At 45.7% G+C, this 24,880-nt stretch carries 17 protein-coding genes; 14 read left to right on the forward strand and 3 right to left on the reverse strand.

From position 1 onward, the window contains the following. Nucleotides 1-71 precede the first annotated feature (71 nt). Nucleotides 72-1,157 carry a nucleotidyltransferase family protein gene (locus tag HNQ92_RS25410; protein WP_184178756.1) on the reverse strand — a complete coding sequence of 362 codons (1,086 nt, stop codon included), beginning with the start codon at nucleotides 1,155-1,157 and terminating at the stop codon, nucleotides 72-74. Nucleotides 1,158-1,218: 61 nt separating this feature from the next. Continuing rightward, nucleotides 1,219-1,464 carry a hypothetical protein gene (locus tag HNQ92_RS25415; RefSeq protein ID WP_184178758.1) on the reverse strand — a complete coding sequence of 82 codons (246 nt, stop codon included), beginning with the start codon at nucleotides 1,462-1,464 and terminating at the stop codon, nucleotides 1,219-1,221. Between the two features lie 155 nt (nucleotides 1,465-1,619). Between HNQ92_RS25415 and HNQ92_RS25420 the strand changes: the two genes are divergently transcribed. Together HNQ92_RS25420 and HNQ92_RS25425 are read left to right on the forward strand one after the other, a co-directional pair. Continuing rightward, complete coding sequence (locus tag HNQ92_RS25420; protein WP_184178834.1) at nucleotides 1,620-1,979, forward strand: helix-turn-helix transcriptional regulator; 360 nt, start codon at nucleotides 1,620-1,622, stop codon at nucleotides 1,977-1,979. Further along, nucleotides 1,972-2,514, forward strand: a complete 543-nt coding sequence (locus HNQ92_RS25425; RefSeq protein ID WP_184178760.1) for an ImmA/IrrE family metallo-endopeptidase — start codon at nucleotides 1,972-1,974, stop codon at nucleotides 2,512-2,514. The genes HNQ92_RS25420 and HNQ92_RS25425 overlap by 8 nt, the downstream gene beginning before the upstream one ends. Nucleotides 2,515-2,969: 455 nt before the next feature. Here the strand turns inward: HNQ92_RS25425 and HNQ92_RS25430 are convergent, their stop codons facing one another. Next, nucleotides 2,970-4,058, reverse strand: coding sequence for a replication initiation protein (locus tag HNQ92_RS25430; RefSeq protein WP_184178762.1), 1,089 nt, complete (start codon nucleotides 4,056-4,058; stop codon nucleotides 2,970-2,972). Between the two features lie 734 nt (nucleotides 4,059-4,792). Between HNQ92_RS25430 and HNQ92_RS25435 the strand changes: the two genes are divergently transcribed. The 12 genes from HNQ92_RS25435 (at nucleotide 4,793) to HNQ92_RS25490 (ending at nucleotide 24,877) form a co-directional block, all read left to right on the forward strand. Continuing rightward, nucleotides 4,793-5,605: a hypothetical protein gene (locus HNQ92_RS25435; RefSeq protein ID WP_184178764.1), complete on the forward strand. Its 813-nt coding sequence runs from the start codon at nucleotides 4,793-4,795 to the stop codon at nucleotides 5,603-5,605. 121 nt (nucleotides 5,606-5,726) lie between these two features. Continuing rightward, a complete protein-coding gene (locus tag HNQ92_RS25440; protein WP_184178766.1) occupies nucleotides 5,727-7,106 on the forward strand; it encodes an AlbA family DNA-binding domain-containing protein in 1,380 nt (459 codons plus the stop codon). A gap of 85 nt (nucleotides 7,107-7,191) precedes the next feature. Beyond that, nucleotides 7,192-8,805: a site-specific DNA-methyltransferase gene (locus HNQ92_RS25445; RefSeq protein WP_184178768.1), complete on the forward strand. Its 1,614-nt coding sequence runs from the start codon at nucleotides 7,192-7,194 to the stop codon at nucleotides 8,803-8,805. A gap of 4 nt (nucleotides 8,806-8,809) precedes the next feature. Next, the gene (locus HNQ92_RS25450) at nucleotides 8,810-11,458 is read left to right on the forward strand and encodes a DEAD/DEAH box helicase (RefSeq protein ID WP_184178771.1); all 2,649 of its coding nucleotides are present in this window, start codon (nucleotides 8,810-8,812) and stop codon (nucleotides 11,456-11,458) included. Nucleotides 11,459-11,721: 263 nt separating this feature from the next. Next, nucleotides 11,722-12,612 (forward strand): ArdC family protein, encoded by an 891-nt coding sequence (locus HNQ92_RS25455; protein WP_184178773.1) that lies wholly within the window; start codon nucleotides 11,722-11,724, stop codon nucleotides 12,610-12,612. Between the two features lie 779 nt (nucleotides 12,613-13,391). Beyond that, nucleotides 13,392-13,916, forward strand: coding sequence for a hypothetical protein (locus tag HNQ92_RS25460; protein WP_184178775.1), 525 nt, complete (start codon nucleotides 13,392-13,394; stop codon nucleotides 13,914-13,916). Between the two features lie 67 nt (nucleotides 13,917-13,983). Then, nucleotides 13,984-15,138: a DUF5712 family protein gene (locus HNQ92_RS25465; protein ID WP_184178777.1), complete on the forward strand. Its 1,155-nt coding sequence runs from the start codon at nucleotides 13,984-13,986 to the stop codon at nucleotides 15,136-15,138. Nucleotides 15,139-15,171: 33 nt separating this feature from the next. Beyond that, nucleotides 15,172-17,082 carry a type IV secretory system conjugative DNA transfer family protein gene (locus HNQ92_RS25470; RefSeq protein ID WP_184178779.1) on the forward strand — a complete coding sequence of 637 codons (1,911 nt, stop codon included), beginning with the start codon at nucleotides 15,172-15,174 and terminating at the stop codon, nucleotides 17,080-17,082. Nucleotides 17,083-17,184: 102 nt separating this feature from the next. Next, nucleotides 17,185-17,415, forward strand: a complete 231-nt coding sequence (locus HNQ92_RS25475; protein ID WP_221307545.1) for a hypothetical protein — start codon at nucleotides 17,185-17,187, stop codon at nucleotides 17,413-17,415. A gap of 17 nt (nucleotides 17,416-17,432) precedes the next feature. Beyond that, nucleotides 17,433-19,313 carry a toprim domain-containing protein gene (locus HNQ92_RS25480; RefSeq protein ID WP_184178781.1) on the forward strand — a complete coding sequence of 627 codons (1,881 nt, stop codon included), beginning with the start codon at nucleotides 17,433-17,435 and terminating at the stop codon, nucleotides 19,311-19,313. Between the two features lie 34 nt (nucleotides 19,314-19,347). Continuing rightward, entirely contained in the window at nucleotides 19,348-19,953 is a 606-nt protein-coding gene (locus HNQ92_RS25485) for a 3'-5' exonuclease (protein WP_184178783.1), read from the forward strand. Nucleotides 19,954-20,473: 520 nt separating this feature from the next. Beyond that, the gene (locus HNQ92_RS25490; protein ID WP_184178785.1) at nucleotides 20,474-24,877 is read left to right on the forward strand and encodes an NACHT domain-containing protein; all 4,404 of its coding nucleotides are present in this window, start codon (nucleotides 20,474-20,476) and stop codon (nucleotides 24,875-24,877) included. Nucleotides 24,878-24,880: the final 3 nt, after the last annotated feature.

The raw sequence follows: 24,880 nt of genomic DNA on the forward strand, positions 1-24,880 counted from the left end.
TTTTAGTGGTGTTTGTATTGCATTGGTTGAATTGTTTTTAAGCTTTGTGCCGGTAAATAATGTATCTCCAATCAGTCCATATCGGCGAACATGGTCATCAAAAAGGGAGGGTTTTCATTCCATCTTTCCAAGTCGTCGAGAAGCCTTGCCCGCAAGCGGTACTTACTTCTCTCGGATAGCGAAGCCATTAAATTATTATTTCCGTTAGCCACATCCTGCACCGTTTGATTACTGAGCTTATCGGCCAAGTATTCCATGCAAAATCGAAGGTTTGCCGCCCTTGATGATTGGCCGCCTCTTTTTTTCAATGCCATTGGCACAATTTGATTTATAAGGGCCGTAGGAAGATTTAAATTATTGGCTAGCTTGTAGGTCTTGAGCAACCGGATTGCGTCGCGCACTTGTGGCTGGCCAACGGGTAATTGGTTGTGCTTGCCTACATTCGTCTTCTGGTGTTTTCGGTTTCTCTGACTCCAAATGGTTAAATCTCCGGTTTCCGCGTAGTTGTCACGGCCGCGTGTCGGCATGACATCCACCCGGAGGAGGGTGCCGTCCGGCCGGTCAACGAGTACCCCAACTGTGTAATTCTGCTGCCGAACAGTGCACCCAGGCCCCTCAAATTTTTCCCTCAATGTATCAAAGAAAAGCTCGTGCAGTTGCTCCATGGTCCCGCTGCCAGGTTTGACGACAAAAGCAACATCGTAATCAGAAACGGAATTCACTGCCGTCCGCTTGGCCACTGATCCTGTTCGTATGGGTTTACCGATTAGTTTGCTGGCAAGGGCAATGGATAAAAAATCACACACTTTCTGGACCGCTGCCAAGTCGAACCTCGTCAGTTTGTTCTTTAGATCGAGTTTCGATTTCACCAGGATTTCGTCCAGGAAGTCATTTTGATTGAATCGCTGACTTCCTGCATTGTTTTCATACGCAAGCACTGACCCTAAAAAGCCCGCACTTCCCCCCAGGCAAACCCCTAAAATGGCGTGATTCAGCGCCTGATTTGTTTGATAATGAGCCTTCAAGTTATCCCAGGTCACTTCGTAACCAGCCTGTCTCATGGATAATACCTGGCCAATCAAATCAGCGACAAGGAATGTACCTCCCCCAATGGCTGCTCCTTTGAGCGTAGTTTTGACAATTCTTTCATTCATCATTCGGTGTAAAATTATTTATCTCGAATTCTTTCCACTTTTGGTAATATCATTTCACCGTAGCCTAACGCTCTGAAGAAGACTGAGAGAGTACCGTTCCCGCCATTGTCTTTGTTTTCTCGCTGTATTTAGAGCTTGTCAGTACTTTCGCGGCGACATCCTCCATGTCTTTGCCAGTCTGATACCCCTTGTTCGCCTGAGAAAGTGCCGAACCTGCCAATTTTTTTGCTATTGCTGAAGAACCTGGATCTGCCAGAATCTTAGCTGCTTCTGACGCGACTGATGAGGATGTTATTTTCTTGTTTGCCATCTTGATGTTGCTTTGAGGTGTTTACTGAGGCAAAGCAACCTCTTATAATTTTAAAATGCAAACATTTTTTTAAAAATATGTGTCAAGTTTAACAAACACTTGTTTGTTAAACTTGACACTATTATAAATATTATATATCTTTGTACATGAACAAGATGGATCAAACCACCCTCTACGCAAAGGTGGGCCAGAACATAAGGTCATTTCGAACCAGGATGGACATGAGTCAGGGAGATTTAGCTTTGAAGATCAACTTAAGTCGCACTTCGGTTGTCAATATCGAACAGGGACGTCAGCATCCATCTTTATATTTGCTATGGCAGATATCAGAAGCTTTAAAGGTTAGCATCTTTGACCTTATTCCTGTAAATCATGCAAATACTTCTGCCTCAGAGCTACTATCTCAGACTAGCAAAAATATATTACAGATAATAGATAGATCTGCCGTCTCTGAGAGTTCTCTTGAGAAACTAAAAAACCTAACCCAAAAGATAATCGCTCCTGATCATGAATAAGAAAAAGTTAAAGCAGATCGAAGAGTGTACCAACCAACTCCTGACACGGCACAACCTGTATTCTATTCCTGTGGACGTTGAATCGTTGGCAGCAGCACTTCATTTAGACATTATTGAGCATGATCTAAACCAAGAGATTTCAGGCCTACTGATTACGGCAGAAAATATATCAACAATAGGGGTAAACTCAAACAATAGTCCCACTAGGAGAAGGTTTACAATCGCGCATGAAATTGGGCATTACGTTCTAGGCCATCAACGAGAAGGCGTATTTATTGATAAGCCTAATAATTTGTATACAATCATTTATAGAGATCAAAATTCATCTACTGGTGAGTATCTTCAAGAAAGGGAAGCCAATGCTTTCGCAGCTGCTCTCTTAATGCCTAAAGAATTGATTCACTCCTGCTTAAAGAATACAAAATTCGATTTTGAAGACCCGAACTTGGATGTAATCTCTGAATTGGCAGATAAATTTGAAGTAAGTAATCAAGCTATGGGATTTCGGCTGTCTAATTTGAATCTACTTTGGTAGATTCCACTAACTGTTTCTTCAAGAGCTACTTGAGTATCAAAAATTATGGATAAATCTGGATTAAGAGGTTAGCTTGGGTATGTCCTAATAAAGTATGGAGTGCATCAGAAAGTGTAGAGTATTCATACCACCTCATGTACACTTTCTGGATCCCTTACTAGTGTGATCGGCCTAAAATCGGTATAGAGCTTTCGGAAAACATAGGGTTCTTGAATGAAGTAAATGGCCAAAGATTTCCTCCAAGGGCTTCTGATCCTCTGGGCGTTCCCCTACGGGTCGGGCTATCCGTTGCAAGTCCTCACCGGTTCGCCGGTGCGATCGTGCCTCGCTCCGGGCTTTCCACTACTATCCCTAACGCGATGCATTACACAGCTTTTTCTTCCCTTCTATTCTTTCGAATGAATAGATGGACAACTGCTATCTGCACGTGAAAAGTCATCAACAATCCCCCATCCTCAATTCTTCCCTTTATAATTAAACACACTCTGGGCCACGTAAGCCTCTGGATTAATATCTGCATATCCGTAGTCAACGTATAGATCGGCGCGCAGAAAATCCTTTAATTTCTGGGTTTCAGTAAGAATGGCCTTTTTCTGTTGCTGGGAGAAGGAGGGATAGAACTGGCTCAATTGATTGGAAGCGTAAGATACCAGGTCTGCAATATCCGATTGAAACATGGCTTCGAGCCGCTGGTTCATCTCTGCTTTCTTTTCCTCTTTTTCCAGTTCTTCTGGTGGAGTTTTTGGCCTGATCGAGAACTCTATGCCTACCGTGGCCCGGCCTTTCATCATGGGTTCATAGGAGACATCCAGGCTGGTGTGTTCGTTAATTTGCTCCAACGAGAGGTCAATTACCCGCTGCCGGAGGGCCGAGTAATTGTCGTAAGATTTTTCCAAGGCCCCAACGGCCTGGCGGAGGTTTTTCAAACTTACCCGCCATGTACCTGTTCCCCGATACTTGGCCAGATTGGCAAATAGTAATTGCGCGTATTTGCTGCTGAGGATAAGGGCCTCTTCGTATCCATACTGTGCGTAGCCGCTACCCAGAAACAGAAATACCGGAATGGCCGCATGGTACATCGTCAGTTCGATGATGCCTTTTTGGGGCCAGTACTCGGCCATTGGAAAGACTACTACATTGGAATGTTTGCCGCTCTCGTCCTCCCAACTGATCGTCCGCTTTTGAATGAGGTCGATGGCGGACTGAATGCTGGAGTTTGGGTGCCCCTTGATAATCTCCGAATAATGGAACCTGAATTTGAGTTCTTCGTAAGGCTTGATCTTAACCTTATCTATCGCCTGGATATTGCGAATCTCGCGTAGTACCAGCCAATACAATCGTCGCTCGAAGAAACCGAAGTCGGTTGTACTGGTAAGCAATTTGAGCGGCTCACGGATGAGGATTTTCTTATTGTTCGGTGCTCGAAGGACGATCGTTTCGGGATTTGTTGCGACCGGAGCTGTAATGGTGGTACTCTCGAAAATAAGCGATAGCTGGCTATTCGAGAGTTGAAGTGACTGGTTTGATTGCGATAGTATACCCATTCCCTAACATATAATAGTAATTGCAAGGTAATAGGTTAGTTTTCCCTAACAAACAAAATTTTTAATGTTATTGATAAATGATTGAAATACAACAATATATATGACAGTCTATTATATTTCTTGTCCATTTTGCCCTAGTAAACTGCTATAATTCGACTATTATCTGTTAGGGTTAGCCTAGTATTCCGCATAAGATTGACCTAGAATTTACAAATCACAAACCCTTTGTAAGGCTGTATAGAGTCTCAGGAGAGAATGTGGATAACTATTGATATGTAGGCTTTTAGGGGCATATGTTGTGCTCCGATTACTATCATCTGTTAGGGATAGGACTATCATCTGTTAGACTTCCGACTATCATCTGTTAGGGATAGGACTATCATCTGTTAGGGTTCGACTATCATCTGTTAGGGTATTACTATCATTTGTTAGGCTTCGACTATTATCTGTTAGGGATAGGTAAGTTATCCACATGCAACTCACTTACAAACAGCCACATATGAGCGAACTGAAATTCTATAATATCTTAATAGTCTTATCAGTCAATAAAAATGATTTTTATAATTTAAAAAATAATAAGATTAATAGGTCATTGAAGGTTGTTTTGAGTTTGTGTGGATAACTTAGGCTTGGGAAGACGAAGAGAAAGAAAAATCAAAAAAGGGTTGAGTATAATTTTTATAAATTTCCCTTTAAGGGAAACATACCAAATACTAAACATAATAGGAAAGTATATGGAAGACCAACCTTCTCATGCCAAACGCAAACAGTATGAACCGCACGTTTACGCCCGGCTCCTTGGCGAACTCACTCAGCTGATGGATGATGTCCCTAAACTCTACCCCGACCGTAACGTGTGGGATATTGAGGGCGACTGGAACGCCACGGGCGTCATCTACTTCGTTGATGCAGCTCATAAACCTCTTTTTAGCAGCATTAAAGATTTTGATTGTCGCACCATTAAGCTCGTCAACTTAGGGCGTCCTGCCGCCCGGATCACTTTCTACCGAAAACACCGTTATTGGCTGCTTAAAGATAAGGACATACCTTTAGACCAGAAGATCGAGCAGATCAGGGCTTACCTTGAAAATTTAGCTGTAAAAAGTCAGGATCTGGAAGATAAGATTGATGGCATGACTCAACCGAAGCGCAGGGAGGCCATGGAAACGATTCACCGAAACCAAAAAGAAATAAGTACTTGGCATTCCATACTGGACAACATCACCGATTATGAGCTCGCCCTTTCCAATTATAGCCGGCTGCATTTTTACGTTACTGTCAACTATAAGTACCGCTTGGAATCCGGGGAGTATGCTAACGAACAGGAACATTTGCTAAACCCCCAGCGCGACCGGGCAGGCAATGTTACTCAGCTTCGCTACAACATTATCTTTGTAGATCCGGTGGAAATCCTTCGTGATCACCCCTATCAGAACCGCGAGGTCGAGGGTTTCTTGAATAATTTCCCCATCAAATCAGAAATGGGTCGTAATACTATTTATGCCCGGCCCCGACCTGAAAATGTATCAATCGAGAAATTCAAATGAAAAGTATAATATCCTAAAATTTTAAAATTATAAAATAATAATGTTTTGATATTATATGATTTTGAAATATCAAACTATTGATTTCACGAAAAAGAAATACTAGCTTTACAGACCAAAATTCATGCTTACTCCTGAATCAATCCGATTATTGGCCGCGGGCGGCGAAGACTACAATGCTGAGTTCAAGGTTTCGGTACCTTCCAAGGTGCGGGAGCTAACAGAAGAGGTATGTGCATTTGCCAATGCTGCCGGCGGCATTCTGCTGATCGGTGTAGATGACCATAATCAGATTCGGGGTGTACCGCTTGACAATGCCAAGCGGTCGGCTATTCAGAATAGCCTGGGCGACATCTCACCGCCCTTACGCTGTGAACTTTCGGTGGTTGAGGTGGATGGTAAGACCGTTGGCGTAATTGAGGTACCTTCCGGGCCCAACAAACCTTATGTGTTGTCCGGTGCGATTTACGTGCGGCAGGGACCCAATACCCAAAAGCTGACGACTGCCGAGCAGATGCGTGATTTTTTCCAGCAAGCCGAAAGGATTTATTTCGATGAAACGCCCTGCCCGGATTTTGATCCGGCTACCGAACTTAATGAGGCTTTTCTGGCGGAGTTTTTAGCCGAAGCCCGTCTAAGCCGGACCGTGCCTCAGGAGCAACTATTCCAAAACCTGAGACTGTATACCCCGGAGAAAAAAATAAAGAACGGAGCGGTCTTGTTTTTTGGCAAAGACCCACAGGCGTACGTAGAGAAAGCCATCGTCCGCTGTGTGGCCTTTCAGGGTACGGATAAGCGGTACATCATCGACGACCAACCTTTCGGTGGCTGCCTGCATGAGCAGTACCTTCGGGCCATGCAGTGGTTACGGGGCAAAGTAAACGTCGGCTATGATATCGAGGGACAGGGCTCCAAACCCCGGAAAGAAATCTGGGAAATTCCAGAGATAGTTTTCAAGGAAGCGATCATCAACAGTCTGTCCCATCGTGACTATTACGAAAAAGGGGCCGTGACGACCATAGAAGTCTTTACAGATCGGGTCGAGATAACAAACCCTGGCGGACTGGTTAGCGGAATACGGGCCCAAGACTTTGGGTACAAGAGCCTTTCCCGCAATCCGTTGATTTTCGGGCTTTTTTCCCGGATGCACCTAGTAGAACAAATCGGTTCGGGCATCATGCGCATGAACGACCTCATGAGTGAGGCTAACCTGCCCGCTCCTGAATTCCGCACCGAAGGCATGTTCACGGTAACGCTGTGGCGATCTGCTCGCACTGTGGTGAAGACTGTGGAAGAAACTGTGGAAGAAACTGTGGAAGAAACCGCAAGAGAGCGTATCATTAACTTAATTCGAGTGAATCCCAAAGCAAGAATTCAGGAAATGAGAAAGGCAACCGGCCTGACCCGGCGTGGCGTGGAATATCAGCTTAGCCAAATGAAAGAAGAAGGTATCTTGCAGCGAATCGGCTCCACGAAGGCAGGATATTGGCAAATAAATGAGTAAATATATTGATATACTAAATTATCATTATCTCAATAGTTTGATATTTTGAAACATTGAGACAATAAAATACTATTAAAATTTCTCTATGCCCACCCTCCACTGGATTGGAAAAGACAAAGTAGTCAATCACCATCTTGATGTACCCTACCGGGTACTGAATCACGAATATGGCTTTACCGCCGCCGAAGGAGGTACCCCCTCCCCTACCCGTAGCGGCAACAAAATAATCCACGGCGACAACCTCGAAGCACTCAAAGCCCTATTGCCCGAATACGAAGGCCGGGTAAAATGCATCTATATAGACCCGCCCTATAACACCGGTAATGAAGGCTGGGTATACAACGATAACGTCAACGATCCCAAAATAAAGAAATGGCTGGCCACCGTGGTGGGCAAAGAAGGCGAAGACCTCAGCCGCCATGATAAGTGGCTCTGCATGATGTACCCTCGATTGAAGCTACTACACAAGCTGATGGCAGATGATGGGGCTATATTTATTTCGATTGACGATAATGAGCAATCAAATTTGAAGCTAGTTTGTGATGAGATCTTTGGATACAATAATTTTATAATCAATATTTTATGGCAAAAAAAGTATACGGTTGCTAATGATCATAAGACCGTTGCACCAATGCATGAGTATGTAATGCTTTATCAGAAGTCGTCAAATTGGAATCGGAACCTTTTGCCAAGAAATGAAGAGAATGACAAGCAATACAAGTTTGAGGATGAAAAAGGTATTTTTCGTTCAAGCGATTATACCTGTAACAAGAGCGCAGACGAAAGACCCAATCTATACTACCCAGTAACAAACCCAAATACAGGTTTAGAAATATGGCCTAAGAAAACCAGAGTCTGGGCATATTCAAGAGAGGAGAACCAGAGGCATTTAGACGAAAATCTGATATACTGGGGTAAAGATGGAAAAGGAAAGGTACCCGCTTTCAAAAGATATAAAAATCAATTAAAGAATGCTGATGGTGTAGTACCTCAAAGCTGGTGGCCCTATGAATTTGCTGGACACACTGATGCTGCCAAAAAAGAATTTAAGGCGATTTTTCAAGGAGAAGACAAAGCAAACCATTTTGATACACCAAAACCATCTACTCTAATTGAGAGAATTTTACAGCTAGGTTCAAATGCAAACGATATCATCCTGGACTCCTTCGCCGGATCAGGTACCACCGCCCACGCCGTCTTTAACCTAAACAAACAGGACGACGGCAACCGCAAAGTAATCCTGATCGAAATGGAAGACTATGCCGAAACCATCACCGCCGAGCGGGTGAAGCGTGTGATTAAGGGCTACGGGGAAGGCAGCAAAGCCGTGGAAGGCACAGGCGGAAGTTTCGACTATTATACGTTAGGGTTGCCCCTCTTCGACGAATACGACCACCTGAACGAGACCGTAGGCGTGGAACGTATCCGGGAGTACGTCTGGTTTTCCGAAACTCGCAGTACCTATGACCCTACCCAGCAGGAAGGAAGCTATTATTTGGGCAAAAAGGACGAGTGCGCGTACTACTTTTTCTACGAGCCGGACAACCTGACCGAACTGAATTACGATTTCCTGGCCACCGTGCAGGTCAAAGCCGATCAATACGTCTTCTACGCCGACAACTGTCTGTTGCCCGAGGAATTCATGCTCGCCCGAAATATCATTTTTAAGAAAATACCAAGGGACATAACCCGCTTCTGAGCCGATGGAGTTAAAAAGCTACCAACAGGATGTTCTCAACGATCTCCGCACCTACTTCGACTACCTGGCCAAACAGGGTGATCCGGCCACGTCCTTCAACACCTACTGGGAAGATCGGCTGGGGCCCTACAATGCCATCACCCGCAAGGGTATGCGGCCCTACCTCAAAACCATTCCGGGTGCAGTACACCTATGCGTGAAAGTACCCACCGCCGGAGGCAAGACCTTCATCGCCTGCAACGCGCTGAAAGTGCTCTTCGATCGGTTGCCCCAGGACGAACCCAAAGCCGTAGTGTGGCTGGTACCCTGGAGCAATCTGCTGGAACAAACGGTAAAGAACCTCAGCGATCCCAATCACCCCTATCGACAGAAGCTCAACACGCTCTTCAATCACCGCGTGGATGTATACGATAAGGATCGCCTCTTGCAGGGAGCCAACTTCAATCCCGGGGTGGTGCAGGAGCAGCTCAGTATTTTTGTGATGAGCTTCGCCAGTCTACGGGCGCGGAACAAAGACGACCGCAAGGTCTACCAGGAAAATGGTCAGTTGGCTCCCTTTGTGGACTTACTCACCGATCGTAGCCACGTGCTGGGCGATACCGACGAGTCGGCCCTCATCAACGTCATCAGGAGTTTGAGTCCGGTGGTGGTGGTGGACGAAAGCCATAATGCCGAGAGCGACATGAGCGTAGATATGCTCAAAGCCCTCAACCCCCGCTGTGTACTGGATCTGACGGCCACGCCCAAAGAGAACGCCAACATCGTGAGCATGGTGTCGGCCATCAAGCTCAAAAGAGAGCACATGGTCAAACTGCCCATCATCGCCTACAATCACCGTGAGAAAACCGAAGTCATCGACAGCGCCCTGCACCTACAGCGCAACCTGGAACAAATGGCTCTGGCCGAGCAAAAGGCGGGCGGCAAGTACATCCGGCCCATTGTGCTGTTTCAGGCGCAGCCCCGCACGGGCGAAGAAAACACCACTTTCGAGAAGCTGAAAGTACTACTGGTCAAGGCCGGAATTAAAGAGGAACAAATCAAAATCAAAACCGCCACCATCAACGAGCTGAAAGGGGTAGATCTGCTGTCGCCCAAGTGCCCGGTGCGGTACATCATCACGGTCAATGCCCTGAAAGAAGGCTGGGACTGTCCCTTTGCCTACGTGCTGGCCTCGCTGGCCGACCGCTCCTCGGCGGTGGATGTGGAGCAAATCGTGGGGCGGGTGCTACGGCAGCCTTACGTCACGTCGCATCAGCACAAGATGCTGAACATGTCGTACGTACTAACGGCTTCGCTAAAATTCGAAAACACCCTGCAAAACATCATTCATGGCTTGCAGGCGGCAGGTTTCAGCGAGAAAGATTACCGCGCCGAAAACAAAGCCGACGAGCTTCCTGTGTCGGCCTGGGCGGACGAGCAACCGCAGTATTCGCTCTTTGACCGGAAAGGCGAGAATACCGGAGATGAAATAGACCTGGGCAAGATATCATTTGATCCTTCCGGCAACAGCACTCCACCGCAAGGTACCCTGGCCGGAACCGTTCTGGATGATATTACGAATCTGGCAGAGGAAGAATCACGCAAGACCGAAGCGCAAATGGCGCAATTGGCAAACAGTCCTGATGACCCTATTTTTAAAGACATGGCCGACAAAGTAACGAGTTACCCCATGCGCAGCGGTTTTGTAGCGGTAGCTTCCGAATGGATTTTACCCCGATTTTTCCAGAAAATACCCGAAGGTGGCCTATTGGCTTCGCTGGGCGGTAGCGTGGAAGTGACGCGCAACGGCCTTTTGAAGGATTTCAAGCTGACGGGCAATGATACCAAGGTAAACTTTCAGGCCCTGTTGGCCGAAGTGTTCCAAATTGACATTGAGGTGGGGCAGAGCGGCGAAAGTTATAGTCCCTCGGTTTCTAAAATCCGAAAAGGCAGCGACCGCGATGTGCTTTTGCAACACATTCTATCCAAACCCCGCAGCAGTCAGATCAAAGACATTTCCCACCTGTTGCGCCAACACCTTGGCGACCTCTCCCCTATCTCCGAACCCGACGTAACCAAGTATCTGGGCCGGGTTTTGGAAGATTTGAGCGTCACTGAGTTTGACGAAATTCTCAGAAATGAGCGGCGCTTTGGGCTGGTACTGAAAGAAAAAATTCAAGGCTTCCTGGATCTGTACGCCGAGAAAAACTTTGTCCGTTGGCTCCAAACGGGCGATGTTTTCATGCAGCCCGCCTGGAAATTCCCGGCTACCATCGTTCCCGGCCACGAAGGCCCGCTGATCACCAAGTCGCTGTACGAGCGCGAAGGTACCCTCAATTCCTTTGAGCATCGGGTGATTCTGGGCATTGCCGGCCTGGAAAACATCGTGTTCTGGCACCGCAATCTGGAACGTGGAAAAGGATTTTCGATTAACGGCTTCAAATCCAACCATTACCCCGACTTCATTCTCCTGACCCGATCAGGCAATTTGATTCTACTGGAAACCAAGGGCGACCACCTCGACAACTCCAATAGTGCTGCCAAGATCAGGCTAGGTAATTCCTGGTCTACCAATGCTGGTCAGCGGTTTAAGTACTTTATGGTTTTTGAAAAGAATTCCTTAAATGGCTCCCATACCCTGGAAGAGTTTATGAGCCTGGTGGAGGCGCTGTGAGCTGATGGTCTGAATCAGCTTCTTTTCGTGAGTTGTTCAGTATTTTGATTTATTGATATTTTGAAATATCAATGTTTGGGTAGTTCATAATATCAAAATAATTTGCTCATAGATCTCTTCCAAGTCTAATCCACTACTTCTTCGCAATCAGGAATTGAAGGGAACAAAAGTTCCAGTTGTATATTATTTCAATATATCAATATTTTAAAATATTGATATATTGAGTATCTTAGTATTGTCATAAAACACTAAACGACAGTACGATGAAAGCGCAGCAGAAAGAAGTATTTGACATTTATGGATTTATTAACGGTCAAATCGTGAAGAAGTTGGAAAACGGCGTGATTCCATGGCGCAAGCCCTGGAAAGTGGCAGTAGTGGACGGGCAGCAATACAGCATCCCCCATAACTACGCCACCAAGCGACCTTACAGCGGGGTGAACGCTTTTTTGTTGGCCCTCACTCCTTACAGTACGCCTATGTTTCTAACCTTCAATCAGGTAGTAGAGCTAGGGGGAAAGGTGAAAAAAGGTGCCGTCAGTTTGCCTGTTGTTTTCTGGAAGCCGCTTAAACCCGAGAAAGAAGGGGACAAGAGCGAAAAGAATCGGCTCATTTTGCGCTATTACCGTGTGTTCAACATTGAGGATACGACCTTGTCCGTCGAAATTCAGGAGCCCAAGGAGCAAACCCGCCCCAAGGTAGTTGAAGCCTGTGAGCGTATTCTCGACCAAATGCCCAATTGTCCCCGCTTAGTGAGTAATGACGTTAGCCGCTGCTACTACTCGCCCGCGCTTGACTTGGTAAACATGGCACCTGCCCAAAACTTCAAATCACCCGAGGATTATTACAGTGTCCTGTTTCATGAATTGGTCCACTCGACCGGACACAGCAGCCGGTTAAACCGTCCAGAGATTACGGGAATTGCGCCCTTTGGTAGTCAGACGTACACCAAGGAAGAACTAACCGCCGAATTGGGAGCTGCTTACCTGTGTGGGATCAGTGGCATTAGCGCGAAAACCATTGAGAACAGCGCGGCCTATATTGCGGGTTGGCTGGAGCGGCTACGGGATGACAAACGCTTTTTCTTCGAGGCGGCCCAAAAGGCACAGCGAGCCGCCAACTTCATTCAAAATATCAGCTATCAAACCGAATAGTAGTTGAAATGCCTTGCCGTCTAATTATCATTCTTAGACGGCAAGGCAACATCTTTAATTATATGGAACAGTATACCCTTGAATTCATTGCCCCAAATCGGTACCCAAGCGCCTGCCTGATTACTATTTATCGACGATCCGGCATAGTGGTAGCGACTGATATAGATGTAGGAATGAGTCGGTGCGCCGATGCGATAACAAATGCCGCTGTGTTGATCGCAAATGAGGTAGTGAGGCGGTACAACCTGGATCCTCAAAAGATGATATTTATTGAACAATATCGACCCGGTTGAACTGATCAGACTACGGATTTAGTGAAATTCGATTTTGCCGATGAGAAAGCTTTCAGACATCCCCAATGGACTCATATACCTGTTGAGGAGTTTAGAAAGATGATTTCCATCGCTGAGGAGGTGGAAGCTATATAATGAATTACTATGATTTTGAAATATTGTGATTTTGAGATTATAATATTTTAAAATAAAAACTCTTTTTTGGTCTGGTTACTAGTATGTGTTTTCAAAACTAGTAACCAGACTATTTTTTGTTTTGTGGAATTACGGCCGTTAATTATTTTAGCGGCTCGAAAGTAAGAACCAGGGGGAGGGGGTGGCTAATTTTTGCGGATAGCAAGATAGTAGTTCATAATTTATTGATAGATAGATAGTTAAATGAATTAAAGAGAAGTAAAAGTGTACGGCTGAATTTCAACTGCCTTTATGTGAGGAACTTGAATATTTTCACTTGTACACGCTAATATTCAATTGCTTGATTTTGAGATGGAGAGAGAAACCGTGAAGATTGATGCCGAGGTAGCCGAGCGCGCCCGCAAGCAAGTCGAAAAAATTAACCAAAAACGGGCCCGTAAAAAGGGACCTAATAAACCTTCCAAAGTAACGCTCAATGAATATCTGAGCAAAGCCGTAGCTCACTACATTGAACTGGATTACGACCCAAGTCGGGAGGACGATAAGAATCCATTGAAGGAAACCGTCATCCGCACTACCGAGCGAATTATCACCTACCTACAAAGCCACGAAAAGTGGTACATGGAGCCCCTCCGGCAGCACCTGGAAAAGGTAGATCAACGACTAGACCAGACGCCAATTTCCCAAACACCAACCCATAGTACTGACCTGGGATTCATCCGGGACATGAGTTTATACTCCTACCTGACGAGTGACCTGGTGCTGAACCTGCTTTTCCACCAACACCGCGACACGCCCGATAAATTGGCTGAACTACAGGAGTGGGCCAGTAAGCGGTACCAGGAACGCTATGATGAATTGATAATGAAATACTGATGTGATAGAATACTGTGATTTTATTATTCCAGTATTTCAAAATATCAATATCTAAATATCATAGCCAATGGTCATTCGCGTTTTGCCCGCCAGCAAAGGCGGCATCTACACAAATACCGGTACTTCCCAGGCACTCGTCAACTACCTTGAACATGAGGCGAGGGAAGACCGAGACCCCCAACGTTCAATCTTCTTCGATCAGAAACGCGAGGGTATTGACAGCCAGGAAGTACAGGAACATATTGATGCCAATGTAAAAGGCTTGCGAAAGAATAAGCCGCACTTTCATTCGCTGGTGATTTCCCCGAGCCGTGAGGAACTTCGACACTTGGAAGGGGATGAGGAAAAGCTGAAATCCTACACCCGTCAAGTCATGGACAACTACGCCCAAAACTTCAAAAGTAGGCATCTCGTCCAAGTGGAAGGAAATGATGTGGTTTGGTATGCTACCGTTCATAAAAATCGGCAGTATTCTGGGCTTGATGAGGAAGTACAAACAGGACAGGTACAACCTAAACAGAAAAAGGAGGGTGAGCAGACACACATCCACGTGATTGTATCGGCCCGAGATAAGACGATGAGCCGTTCACTGCATCCCGACAGTGGTAGCCGTCAGTTCAACTACAATGCCTGGCTAATCAAGAGCAAAAAGGATTTTGAACAATCTTTTGGATACAAACCCGAGATCACAGAAGAGCAGCAACGGCAGAGGCTAGATAAGCAGGTGAACCGGTTGGAGAGGGTTGGGCTACTCCTCGACCGCGAGCAGATGCATGATATTGGTCGGAGTCAGAATTATTCACCCGATTTCTGGAAGAAAATAAAGGAGGTCGAAAGTGAAGCAAAAAAGGGAGACATTTTTACGCCCCGACAGGCTTACGAGCGGCTGATTGAAAAACCAGAATTGAAAGAGCAGAAGGCCAAAGGACTGAATAAGGGAGACATTTCGCCTCCAGGGCTAGTTAAAAGTAAAGGCAAATTTGATCACTCGATTACTAAGAACAAAAATGGCGAGAATAGTAAAACAGAGATTGACCAAACGGTAGAGAAGAGCGGGGAGAAAACAGGCAAGTATAACGATACCAGCCAGAAATTCCGACCCCTCCGCATTGACATCACGCCACTGATCGGGGCGCTGAGGTTTGATAGTGTGCCCAACACAGGTGGCCATGCAACCAGTAAAGAAGATGATTTCCGACGTCGAGTGAGAAGGCGGAGATAAGTGAGAAGGGAATTGACCAGGAAATGAAAATCAATGAATCAGAACCGTAATGCCGTGTGGGTGTTGGTGGCTTTGGTAGCTGCCATGGTGGGGGGTGAATACTTTCTGTTGTTGCATGTTTCACCTCGAGATGTGGGCTGGTATAATAAGCTACTGTATGCGTACGCGAAAGGTGGCTGGTTGATTAGGGTAGTGTTCGCCCTCATTATACCCATGGCTTTTGCCATACCTGACGATGCCTATTCGTCAGGAAATCAGGTTAAGAGGCTACGAAAACAAAAGCGTCCCTCCATGGGGGTTCAACTGGTAACGGTAGTGGGGTACTTCATCGGGGTGCTATTGTTGGGTATGGCGCACCGATTCCCGTATCAGTTCAACTATTTGGTACCGATCGGAGCGGGGATAAGTACCTTATTTGGAATAGGAGTGGGCTACTGGTTGTTACGGCCCAAGCCCAAGCGGCCCATTGCTGAGGATCGCAAAGCGGGCGTTCCGTCAAAGGGCTTTCAGTTTGGAACCACTACGGGCGGTTGGATTAAGGTACCCAACCCATTCAGAGGCGTATTCATCGCGGGTGGGCCCGGTTCGGGAAAGTCTGACTCATTGGCCAAGCCCTTCATTCGTCAAGCCCTTGCGCAAGACTATTGTGGTATTGTGTATGATGTCAAGTTTCCCGAACTGACGGACTATGCCTATCACCGTCGTCAGCAGAGCCCTGAGGCAACGTCGCGGTTTTGCGTCATCAATTTCCAGGATATGGATCGAACCCACCGTCTGAATCCCATCGCCCCAGAAAATATTCCCAGCATTGCCTACGCGGAAGAATACGCCTTGGCGCTCTTGAGAAACCTGCAACAGGAAACGATTGAGAAGCAGGATTTCTGGTCGCGCTCCTGCACGGCGGTTTTGACTGGTCTGATTTGGTACCTCCGCAAGCACCACCCACTACACTGTACCTTACCCCACGCGGTGACGCTGATTACCAAAATGCCCTACGACAAGCTAATGACCATGATCGGCAATGACTCCGAATGTCTTAGTTATGTCATGAGCGTGGTCACGGCCATTGGGAACAAATCCGCCGACCAGCTATCGGGCGTCATGGGTACCTTGCAGGTCATGCTGGCCAAGCTGGCGAGCCCAGAAGTGTTCTGGGTAATGTCCGCGACGGATGAGGGATACAGCATGGATTTGAACAATCCCAAACAGCCGATCCTGCTCTGCCTGGGCGGTGATCGGGAAGTGATGGACTCACTACGTCCGCTCTTAGGTCTTTACAGTACAGTGGCCTTGAAAAGGATGAACCGAAGGGGAAAGCATCACTCGATCTTATTATTGGATGAGGCTCCGACAATATACATTCCCAACTTCGAGCAGATACCCGCTACGGGGCGTAGTTCACAGATAGCGACGGTGTATATGTGCCAGGACTTGTCACAGGTGAGGAAGTACTACGGAGAAAAGGAAAGCCAGATGATTCTGGGAACGCTGAGCAATCAGTTTTATGGCGCGGTGTCGAGCGTGGAAACGGCCAGGTATGTCAGCCAGTTGATCGGCCAGCACGAAGTCATCACACCGGAAGAATCGAGGGACAATAGTCCGGCCTTCGATTTGAGTAGCGTATTGGAGGGGCGACACCAGCCCAATCGGAGCCGCAGTACGCTCAACTTCCGGAAGCAACAAAGGCCCATCGTCAGTCCCGAAGATCTTCATGAGTTTGACCAGGGCGAATTCATCGGCTTTACGGTCGAATCGAAACAAGGGCGGTTCTGGGGAAGAATTGCCTTGGATGCTGAGGATAGAGAAATACAGGGACTTCCCAAATTCTCCACACAGCACGATCTGCAAACCAATATGGACAGCATTGTGCTGGATTGCGCTACAATATTGGGACTGGAAGATAAGGAGATAGAGAAGTTACTTTATAAAGAATCCGCACAGTAGAACAGTGCCAAATTTGAATAGAAATGACGATGAATGATAATAGTTTGAGTCAGGAATTACGGATGAATATGAGTATTTTTGAGTAACAAAAACAAACAAAAAATGAAAACCATAGACAGTTTGCAGGGCAAAGAATTGGGGGTCGATGTCACGGTTTTGCCGGACACCTTAGTGGTAGATTTCACAGCCATTCGCCAGAAAACCATCGAGCAATACGGGTTTGCCGAAAAGCCCGCTGATGAGCCATGGATTATTGGCAAGCTCAGGCGGGAGGATTTTTTCCGTATGAAGGAAGAGGAGTCCGAAGAATCAGAAAACGAAGAAAAACAGTAGACAGCAAGGATTGAAAAATGACCCGCGATCAGGAGGAGTTTATAGGGGTGCTCAATCGGCACCAAGTGGAATATGCGATCATTGGGGGAAAGGCGGTTCAATCGTACGGCAGCACGCGCAAGGCCGACGATCTGGACGTGTGGATTAACCCGACGGCGGAGAATGCGAATAAAATGGTAGCGTCAGTAAAGGATTTTATCGGGGCCAAGCTGCACCCGAGTGATTTTACCGACGACAATGTAGTGTACTTTGGGCGAAACCCTTACCGAATTGATATCCATAAGGACGTGACAGGTTTGGGTAGGTTTTCCGATCATTATCCCGACCGGGTACCGGTCCGGACAAACGAAGGAACCGAATACAGCGTGTTGTCCCCGAAAGATTTGGTGACCAGCAAAAAAGCAGCCGGGCGGCCCAAGGACTTGCAAGACGTGAAATATCTGGAAGAGCACGTACTCGGAATCACCCGACAGGAGAATCAGAAGATAAAAGAAACCCAGCAAAGACCGCTTCGTAAGGTCGATTTTGAACAGTTCAAGCAGCAAATCGACCTCGTTGAATACGCCAAAGACCAAGGCTACATCAAAGATTTGCAGCGTAGCGGCGGCAATTCAGTTTCTCTCTACAAAGCCGATAGCGGTGGTAAGGATAGGATAGTCGTTTATCCTCGGCAGGGTACAGGAGCCGATATTTACTTTAACCCCAACGATGGCGCTGACAAAGGTACGGTCGTGCAGTTTCAGCACCGACGAGGAACGGGGGAGTGGAAGGATACGATAGAAAAATTGCAACAATACCTTGGTCAGGTAGATACCCGCGTGGAGCGGACTGTCGGTCAGACAGTAACAACAGCAACAAATCAACCGGCCCCTACGCGCGAGCAGGCTGTTGTTCGGAGCTTTGATTTGAAGCCGTTGAGCGATACCAATTACCTCAAAAGCCGGGGGCTATCGGATGAAACGGTTAGGGCCCCAGAATTTGAGAATGCCGTTTTTAATCGAAACTACTTTGACCGCAACCGGGGTAAGCAGTTTGTCAACACGGTGTTTCCTATCAAGAATGAACAGGGTACTGTGGCCATAATAGTCCGGAACGAAAATGTAAAAATAGTGGATGGCTCTCGGGGCGATGGAGTGTGGATCTCTAACCCAAAGGTAATCGAGCCGGGCGGAAGGGTGGACCGGATGGTGATCGCCGAAAGCCCGATCGATGCCATGAGTTTTCACCAAATGAAACCTCCGGCAGAAGGGGAGAAAAGGCTCTACCTCGGCACGGCAGGAAATTTGTCATCCGGAGCCCCGGACACGGTGCAGAAACTGATCGACAAGTACCAGCCCCGGCAGATCGTCATGGCCAACGATAACGACAATGCTGGCATCCGAAACAATATCAATTTGGTGGGCCGTATGCGGTATCCTGGCATCCAGGAAAGTAACAACATACAGGCGCACTTGAACCTGCCGTCCCCAAGCCAGGCGCGACTCACTGTTTCGGTGAGCCATTCAGACCAGGCGATAGGGAAGCAGATGGTTCAGGAACTGACTGAGCGTTTCTCTATGGTGCTCAACAAAAATTCGCCCAAAGACGAGCCGGATGCCCGGATCAGCGTCAAGAGCTGGCAGGACAACCGCACCGAGTTTGAAGTGTCGATGCCCAATACCCGCCAAAATTTAATTCGGACGCAGAACGAACTGACAGCGGCCAAAGGGTTGCAGGAGGTCGTGAGTTTAAAGCTGCCGCACAATAAGGATTTTACGGAGGACTTGCAAAAGGGTGAAAAGCTACATCTGACCCCATTGCCGGCCCCGATGAAGCAGCAGGCCGCTCCCGTCCTAAGCCCAGAAGCGCCGAAGATGGTACCAAAGTTCGATTTGCCTCCAGCCGGAATGAAACGGTAGTTGAAACATTGCCAAAAAAATTGACTGTATACCTATGAAGTACCTCATTGTCGATACCGAAACGAACGGATTGCCGCAGTGCAATCACCTGCCCGTTACGGACCTGCCCAACTGGCCGAGGCTCATCTCCGTAGCCTGGGGCTTGTACGACAATGAAGGTCACGAACTCAGTCGACACTACGAATTTGTGAAACCGGAGGGCTTTCGCTGGAACAAAGTAGCGCAGCGAATCCATGGCATCACCCCGGAGCAGGCAGAACGTAAGGGAAAGCCGCTGGCCGAAGTACTTGAACTATTGCTACGGGACATTGGAAAGGCTGATGCCTGGGTAGGTCATAATATTGGCCTTGACTACGGAGTAATCGGTGCCGAGTTTATTCGAATCCAGCAAGCGCAGCCGGGTAGGGTAGGGGAGCTGCCCGCCCGGCCGCTGCTTTGCACGATGGAGGCGAGCACCCACGTAACAGGCAACCGAGAACCGATCCGCCTGGATGAACTGTACTGTCTGCTGACGGGCCGACGAATGAAGGGAATGCACGACGCTAACGCCGATATGCTGGCCACGGCCAAATGTTTTTTTGAACTTAAACGAAGAGGATATTTTGAAAATGAAGAAATTGAGCGTCATCGCAGCGGCTAGCTTTTTGATTCTAAACTTTACTAGCTGCCAGGAGAAAAACATTGACCCCGATTTTCCACCGACGAAGGCATACTATGCTTTCCGAGTATTTAACCCAACCAATCCCAGCCAACCCCGCAATGAAGTAGGTTTCGATACGCTGACCTACCGCGCGGAGGATGGTAACACTCACATCTTGACGAATCGCAGTATATTCTTCACAAACGATTACGACACGACGATATACGTAAATGTCCCTGCTGACCGGATATTGGAAGGGTACCTGTCATCGAGCAAGGCGCAGAGTGTGTCTATTGAAATTGGATTGATTGATAAATCTGGGGGTAAACGAAAGTTGGATTATAAGTTGGAGGGGATTGGGAATCAGGTTTTGGGTTCAAAGGCTGTGGTGAGGGTAAGGCTTAGGAAGGAGGTGTCTTTGGAGAACTTGTAATAACAAAAACTTTTAAAAAATTAAAGCTTCTGTGGTATATATACTAACTTGAATCTTTAATGAATTCAGAGATAAACTTTTTCTTAAATGGATTTGGAGTGGCTGAAACTTCGCCCGTACAATGGTGATCAAAAAAGTGCTTTTGAAGAACTTGTATGTCAAATTGCTGATTCAGAATGTGTTAATAATAGAGAAGATTTTCGACGTGTAGGTACGCCTGATGGTGGTGTGGAAGCCTATTGTAAACTTCCAGATGGTAAAGAATACGGGTGGCAGGCAAAATTCTTCCAAGGTATTAAGTCGACTCAGTGGACTCAAATCACTAAATCAGTTAAGAAAGCGATTGAAACGCATCCTGAGTTAGTCCGTTATTATATATGTGTCCCTTTGGATCGTCCTAATGCACGCATCAAGGGCCAGAAGTCGCTAATGGAAAGATGGGATGACAAAGTTGTAGAATGGGAAACAAAGGCTCGAAAGAGTGGGCGTGAAATAGAATTTATTTACTGGGGGAGTTCTGAATTGTTCAGTCGTCTATCCAGACCGGAACATATTGGACGCCGAAGCTTTTGGTTCAATGAAATAGAATTGGATGAAGATTGGTTTACCCAACGATTAGCAGAGGCTACTAATAATTTAAACAAACGATACTCCCCAGAGGTCAATTTTGAACTTCCGATAGCTACTGTTTTTCACGGTTTGGGTAGAGACAAGACTTTTACTGAACGCTGGAGGTCTCAATTTGATGAGTTGAAAGTTATTGCTAATACGGCAATTCGCGAATTAAACGACCAAAGGATCTCTGATGAATCGAGAAAAGTCTCAGATGTTTTACAGAATTTGTACCATCTAGCAAATAAAAACACGCCGTTTCGGATATTGATAATCGACCAATATCAAATCATTTGTACTATTAAGAAGGCACATGAAACTATTGATTGCCTGCTTGATAAGCTTGACGAACTGAAAAGGCAAGATAAGCAGGCAAGTACTTCATCTGTTTCAGATCAGCATATAAAAGATTACAGTTGGGATATTCGTAACTTTCGAAATATAAAGATCAGTTTATATGACTGTGAAAATTATGTGAACAGCGTGGAGGTTCAAGTTGCCAACACCCCAGCTTTGGCACTTACGGGTAAAGCTGGTATGGGAAAATCTCATTTATTGGCAGCAGTTTCGAACGCACGTAGAGAAAGAGGATTGCTGTCAATTTTAATTTTAGGGCAGCACCTAACGACACTAGAAGATCCTTGGACTCAAATTCTACGAGAACTACATATAGACTGTGATCGAGACACTTTTCTGGGTGTAATCAATACGTTAGGTGAGACAAGGGGTTCCAGAGTTTTAATGTGTGTTGACGCGCTCAATGAAGGTCAAGGTCGTCATATATGGGAAGATCATATCGGTGGCTTTTTTGAAGTCCTGTCACATTACCCATGGATTGGCCTAGTGATCAGTGTCAGAAGTTCATACCAAGAACTACTTTTGCCAGAGAATGTCCAGAAACGTCACCATATTTCGGTTGTTGACCACCACGGATTTGAATTATTTGAATACGAAGCTACAAAACGCTTTTTTTCCTACTATCAAATCCAGCTACCGAGTATTCCGCTTCTTCATCCAGAGTTCAGTAACCCACTCTTTCTACGGTTATTCTGTGAGGGACTTTATAAAAAGGGATTAAGTCAAATACCACCTGGATACGAAGGTATATCGGCTATTCTAGACTTTTTTTTGGATGCTGTAGATGAATCGTTATCAAAAAAGTATAATTTCAATAAGTCCCATCGATTGACTCGATATACTGTTGATTCATTGGCAGCTGAGCTCCTTAATATTGGATCAACCAGTCTACCTTTTGACGATGCTTACTTTTGGATCCTTGATTTACCCAAACTCAGGAGCCTAGCTGAACCTGACCGTATTAGGTTTTTTGAAGACTTGATTGTTGAGGGTGTACTAAATAAAGACTTAGATTATCAATGGCAAGAAGACAAAGGTGAGGTTTCCCAGCGTGAGGTAATATACTTTACATATGAGAGGTTTGGAGACCACTTGATTGCAGCTCATCTAATCGATCAATACGTAGACAAGAAAAATCCGGAAAACTCATTTGCCTACAATCCGAAACTTGTTAAGCTCTTCGATAATCAGCGAGGGCTACAACCCAACCAAGGGCTAATTGAGGCTTTATCTATCCAACTACCTGAACAGACAAGGGTAGAACTACATCAAGCGCTTCCTGTACTATCTCTGGAAGAATCGCTCGTGTCGGGTTTTATTGAAAGTATTTTGTGGCGCAAACATGATTCTTACAGTAACACCGCTTTTGAGTACATAAACAGAATAATTCTCGACAAATATTGGAAAGAAGCATTTCTGGATACAATAGTATCAGTCAGCGCCTCAGTCGGACACCCCTTAAATAGTGATTTTCTACACCGTGAACTATCGAGCCGTTCCATGGCAGACCGTGATGCTTGTTGGACAGGGTATTTACATTTTAAGTATTCACGCAACTTCGAAGAAGGGGCCTCTTCCGTACAGCGTATAATAGATTGGGCTTGGTCGTATGCCGACAAAGCACCTCTCAATGCCGAGTCTGCATTTCTACTGGCCCAAGCTATCACATGGTTCTTCACTAGCACTAATCGACCATTACGCGATTCAGCAACAAAAGCATTGATAGCACTCCTAGAAAACCGAATTGACACTTTGTTAAGGTTACTTCAAGCTTTTGAAAAGGTCAACGATCCTTATATATATGAGCGGTTGTGGACTGCCGCTTATGGTTGTACGATGAGGACACAAGATTTAGAAAGCTTAAATGCTTTGGCTAATTACACCTATGAAACAATTTTTGACAAAGAGGAAGTATACACTCATATTCTGCTTCGTGATTCTGCCAGAGGTGTAATTGAGAGAGCGGCTTGCTTAGGTAAAATAGACACCATTGATTTGGCTAAAGTCAGGCCGCCATATAAAAGCACATTTCCCACAGAATATCTTACTAATGAAGAAATTGATGAGCGTTATGAAGTAGAATTGAAAACTGCCGATTTCAAGCCATATCATCGTTTACAGAATTGGATATTACATTCGATGACGACTGAATATGGTAGGGGTACAGGGGGATATGGTGATTTTGGACGGTATACATTTCAGAGCGCGTTACGAAATTGGAGAGATGCGGATCTAATTGGATTAAGTAACCTTGCTGTACAATGGATATTCGAACGTTACGGTTGGAATGTTGAAAAGCATGGCCCTATTGACTGGATAATTGATAAATCAAGAGATAGAGCTGACCGCCATAGTATTATGAGCGAACGAATAGGAAAAAAATACCAATGGTTAGCAATGCATGAAATCCTAGCATTGGTTGCTGATAATGTAAATTTTCAAGAACGCTGGTCCAATAACGATACTGCCAAAGTATATGACGGTACTTGGGATCCATATATTCGGGATATTGATCCTTCTACCCTAATAAAATCAACTAATCGAAGAAAACAAGTTGTACAGTGGTGGAATCCAGAACAAGATATGAACTGGAGAACGCCACATGAAGAATGGCTTATGGTTGAGTCCGATTTACCTAGCCCTATTGATTATATAGAGGTAATTGATCCTCAGACCAAGGTTGAATGGTTGGTACTGGAAACATATCCATCTTGGAAAGAACCAAAACATATCAATGAAGAACAAGAGGACATTCCCTATAAGGAATTATGGTATCAGATCAGAGCATATTTAGTGAAGTCGTCCGAATACAAAAAATTCATAGAATGGGGAAAATTACAAAATTTTACCGGTCGATGGATGCCAGAAGCTATTGACCGATATGAATTATATAGCCGGGAATATTATTGGTCACCAGGCTGGCAAAGTATAAAATCCCGGTGGCAGAGTGATGAGGAAAGCAGGCTTCCATGGCAAGATATTGAAGGACGGAAAAGATATCGAGGTACAACTGAAGAATTTAGCGGGCAAGTAATTGTTCCAACGCTGAGATTTTCTAATGAAAAATCCAATGATGGGTCAATAGAAGAGTCCATAGGTTATCTAAAGCCCAGTGAGTTCATATTCGATGCAATGAAATTGAATTATGGACCACAAGAGGGTTCACTTTTTAATGGAAAGGGAGAAGTTGTATGTATTGACCCCTCCGTTGAAAACGCAAGCAATTCTTGCTTAATGGTTCGAAAGATCGACTTTATAAATATGCTTAAAGAAAATGATTTAAGTGTGTTTTGGACTGTTTTGGGAGAAAAGCAAATCCATGAAGGCATGGTTAATACTAGATTATATGGACGCCTGGATATTTCAGGGGTAGTTTATTTCGAAAACGATAACCTGATTCATCATCAGAGTATTCATGAGGATAAATATGAAGCTCATGAAAATGATGAGGAAGGTTTGGAAGACTGGTTTTCCATATTTTCACTTAGAAATTCGGATCTGCAGATCGGTGAAGAGGAATGATGG

This window comes from Rhabdobacter roseus, from assembly GCF_014202275.1.
GTDB classification, from domain to species: domain Bacteria; phylum Bacteroidota; class Bacteroidia; order Cytophagales; family Spirosomataceae; genus Rhabdobacter; species Rhabdobacter roseus.

Coding starts and splice junctions, on each gene's coding strand:
- HNQ92_RS25410 (WP_184178756.1), bottom strand. CDS start 1,157: ATGATGAATGAAAGAATTGTCAAAACTACGCTCAAAGGAGCAGCCATT.
- HNQ92_RS25415 (WP_184178758.1), bottom strand. CDS start 1,464: ATGGCAAACAAGAAAATAACATCCTCATCAGTCGCGTCAGAAGCAGCT.
- HNQ92_RS25420 (WP_184178834.1), top strand. CDS start 1,620: ATGGATCAAACCACCCTCTACGCAAAGGTGGGCCAGAACATAAGGTCA.
- HNQ92_RS25425 (WP_184178760.1), top strand. CDS start 1,972: ATGAATAAGAAAAAGTTAAAGCAGATCGAAGAGTGTACCAACCAACTC.
- HNQ92_RS25430 (WP_184178762.1), bottom strand. CDS start 4,058: ATGGGTATACTATCGCAATCAAACCAGTCACTTCAACTCTCGAATAGC.
- HNQ92_RS25435 (WP_184178764.1), top strand. CDS start 4,793: ATGGAAGACCAACCTTCTCATGCCAAACGCAAACAGTATGAACCGCAC.
- HNQ92_RS25440 (WP_184178766.1), top strand. CDS start 5,727: ATGCTTACTCCTGAATCAATCCGATTATTGGCCGCGGGCGGCGAAGAC.
- HNQ92_RS25445 (WP_184178768.1), top strand. CDS start 7,192: ATGCCCACCCTCCACTGGATTGGAAAAGACAAAGTAGTCAATCACCAT.
- HNQ92_RS25450 (WP_184178771.1), top strand. CDS start 8,810: ATGGAGTTAAAAAGCTACCAACAGGATGTTCTCAACGATCTCCGCACC.
- HNQ92_RS25455 (WP_184178773.1), top strand. CDS start 11,722: ATGAAAGCGCAGCAGAAAGAAGTATTTGACATTTATGGATTTATTAAC.
- HNQ92_RS25460 (WP_184178775.1), top strand. CDS start 13,392: ATGGAGAGAGAAACCGTGAAGATTGATGCCGAGGTAGCCGAGCGCGCC.
- HNQ92_RS25465 (WP_184178777.1), top strand. CDS start 13,984: ATGGTCATTCGCGTTTTGCCCGCCAGCAAAGGCGGCATCTACACAAAT.
- HNQ92_RS25470 (WP_184178779.1), top strand. CDS start 15,172: ATGAATCAGAACCGTAATGCCGTGTGGGTGTTGGTGGCTTTGGTAGCT.
- HNQ92_RS25475 (WP_221307545.1), top strand. CDS start 17,185: ATGAAAACCATAGACAGTTTGCAGGGCAAAGAATTGGGGGTCGATGTC.
- HNQ92_RS25480 (WP_184178781.1), top strand. CDS start 17,433: ATGACCCGCGATCAGGAGGAGTTTATAGGGGTGCTCAATCGGCACCAA.
- HNQ92_RS25485 (WP_184178783.1), top strand. CDS start 19,348: ATGAAGTACCTCATTGTCGATACCGAAACGAACGGATTGCCGCAGTGC.
- HNQ92_RS25490 (WP_184178785.1), top strand. CDS start 20,474: ATGGATTTGGAGTGGCTGAAACTTCGCCCGTACAATGGTGATCAAAAA.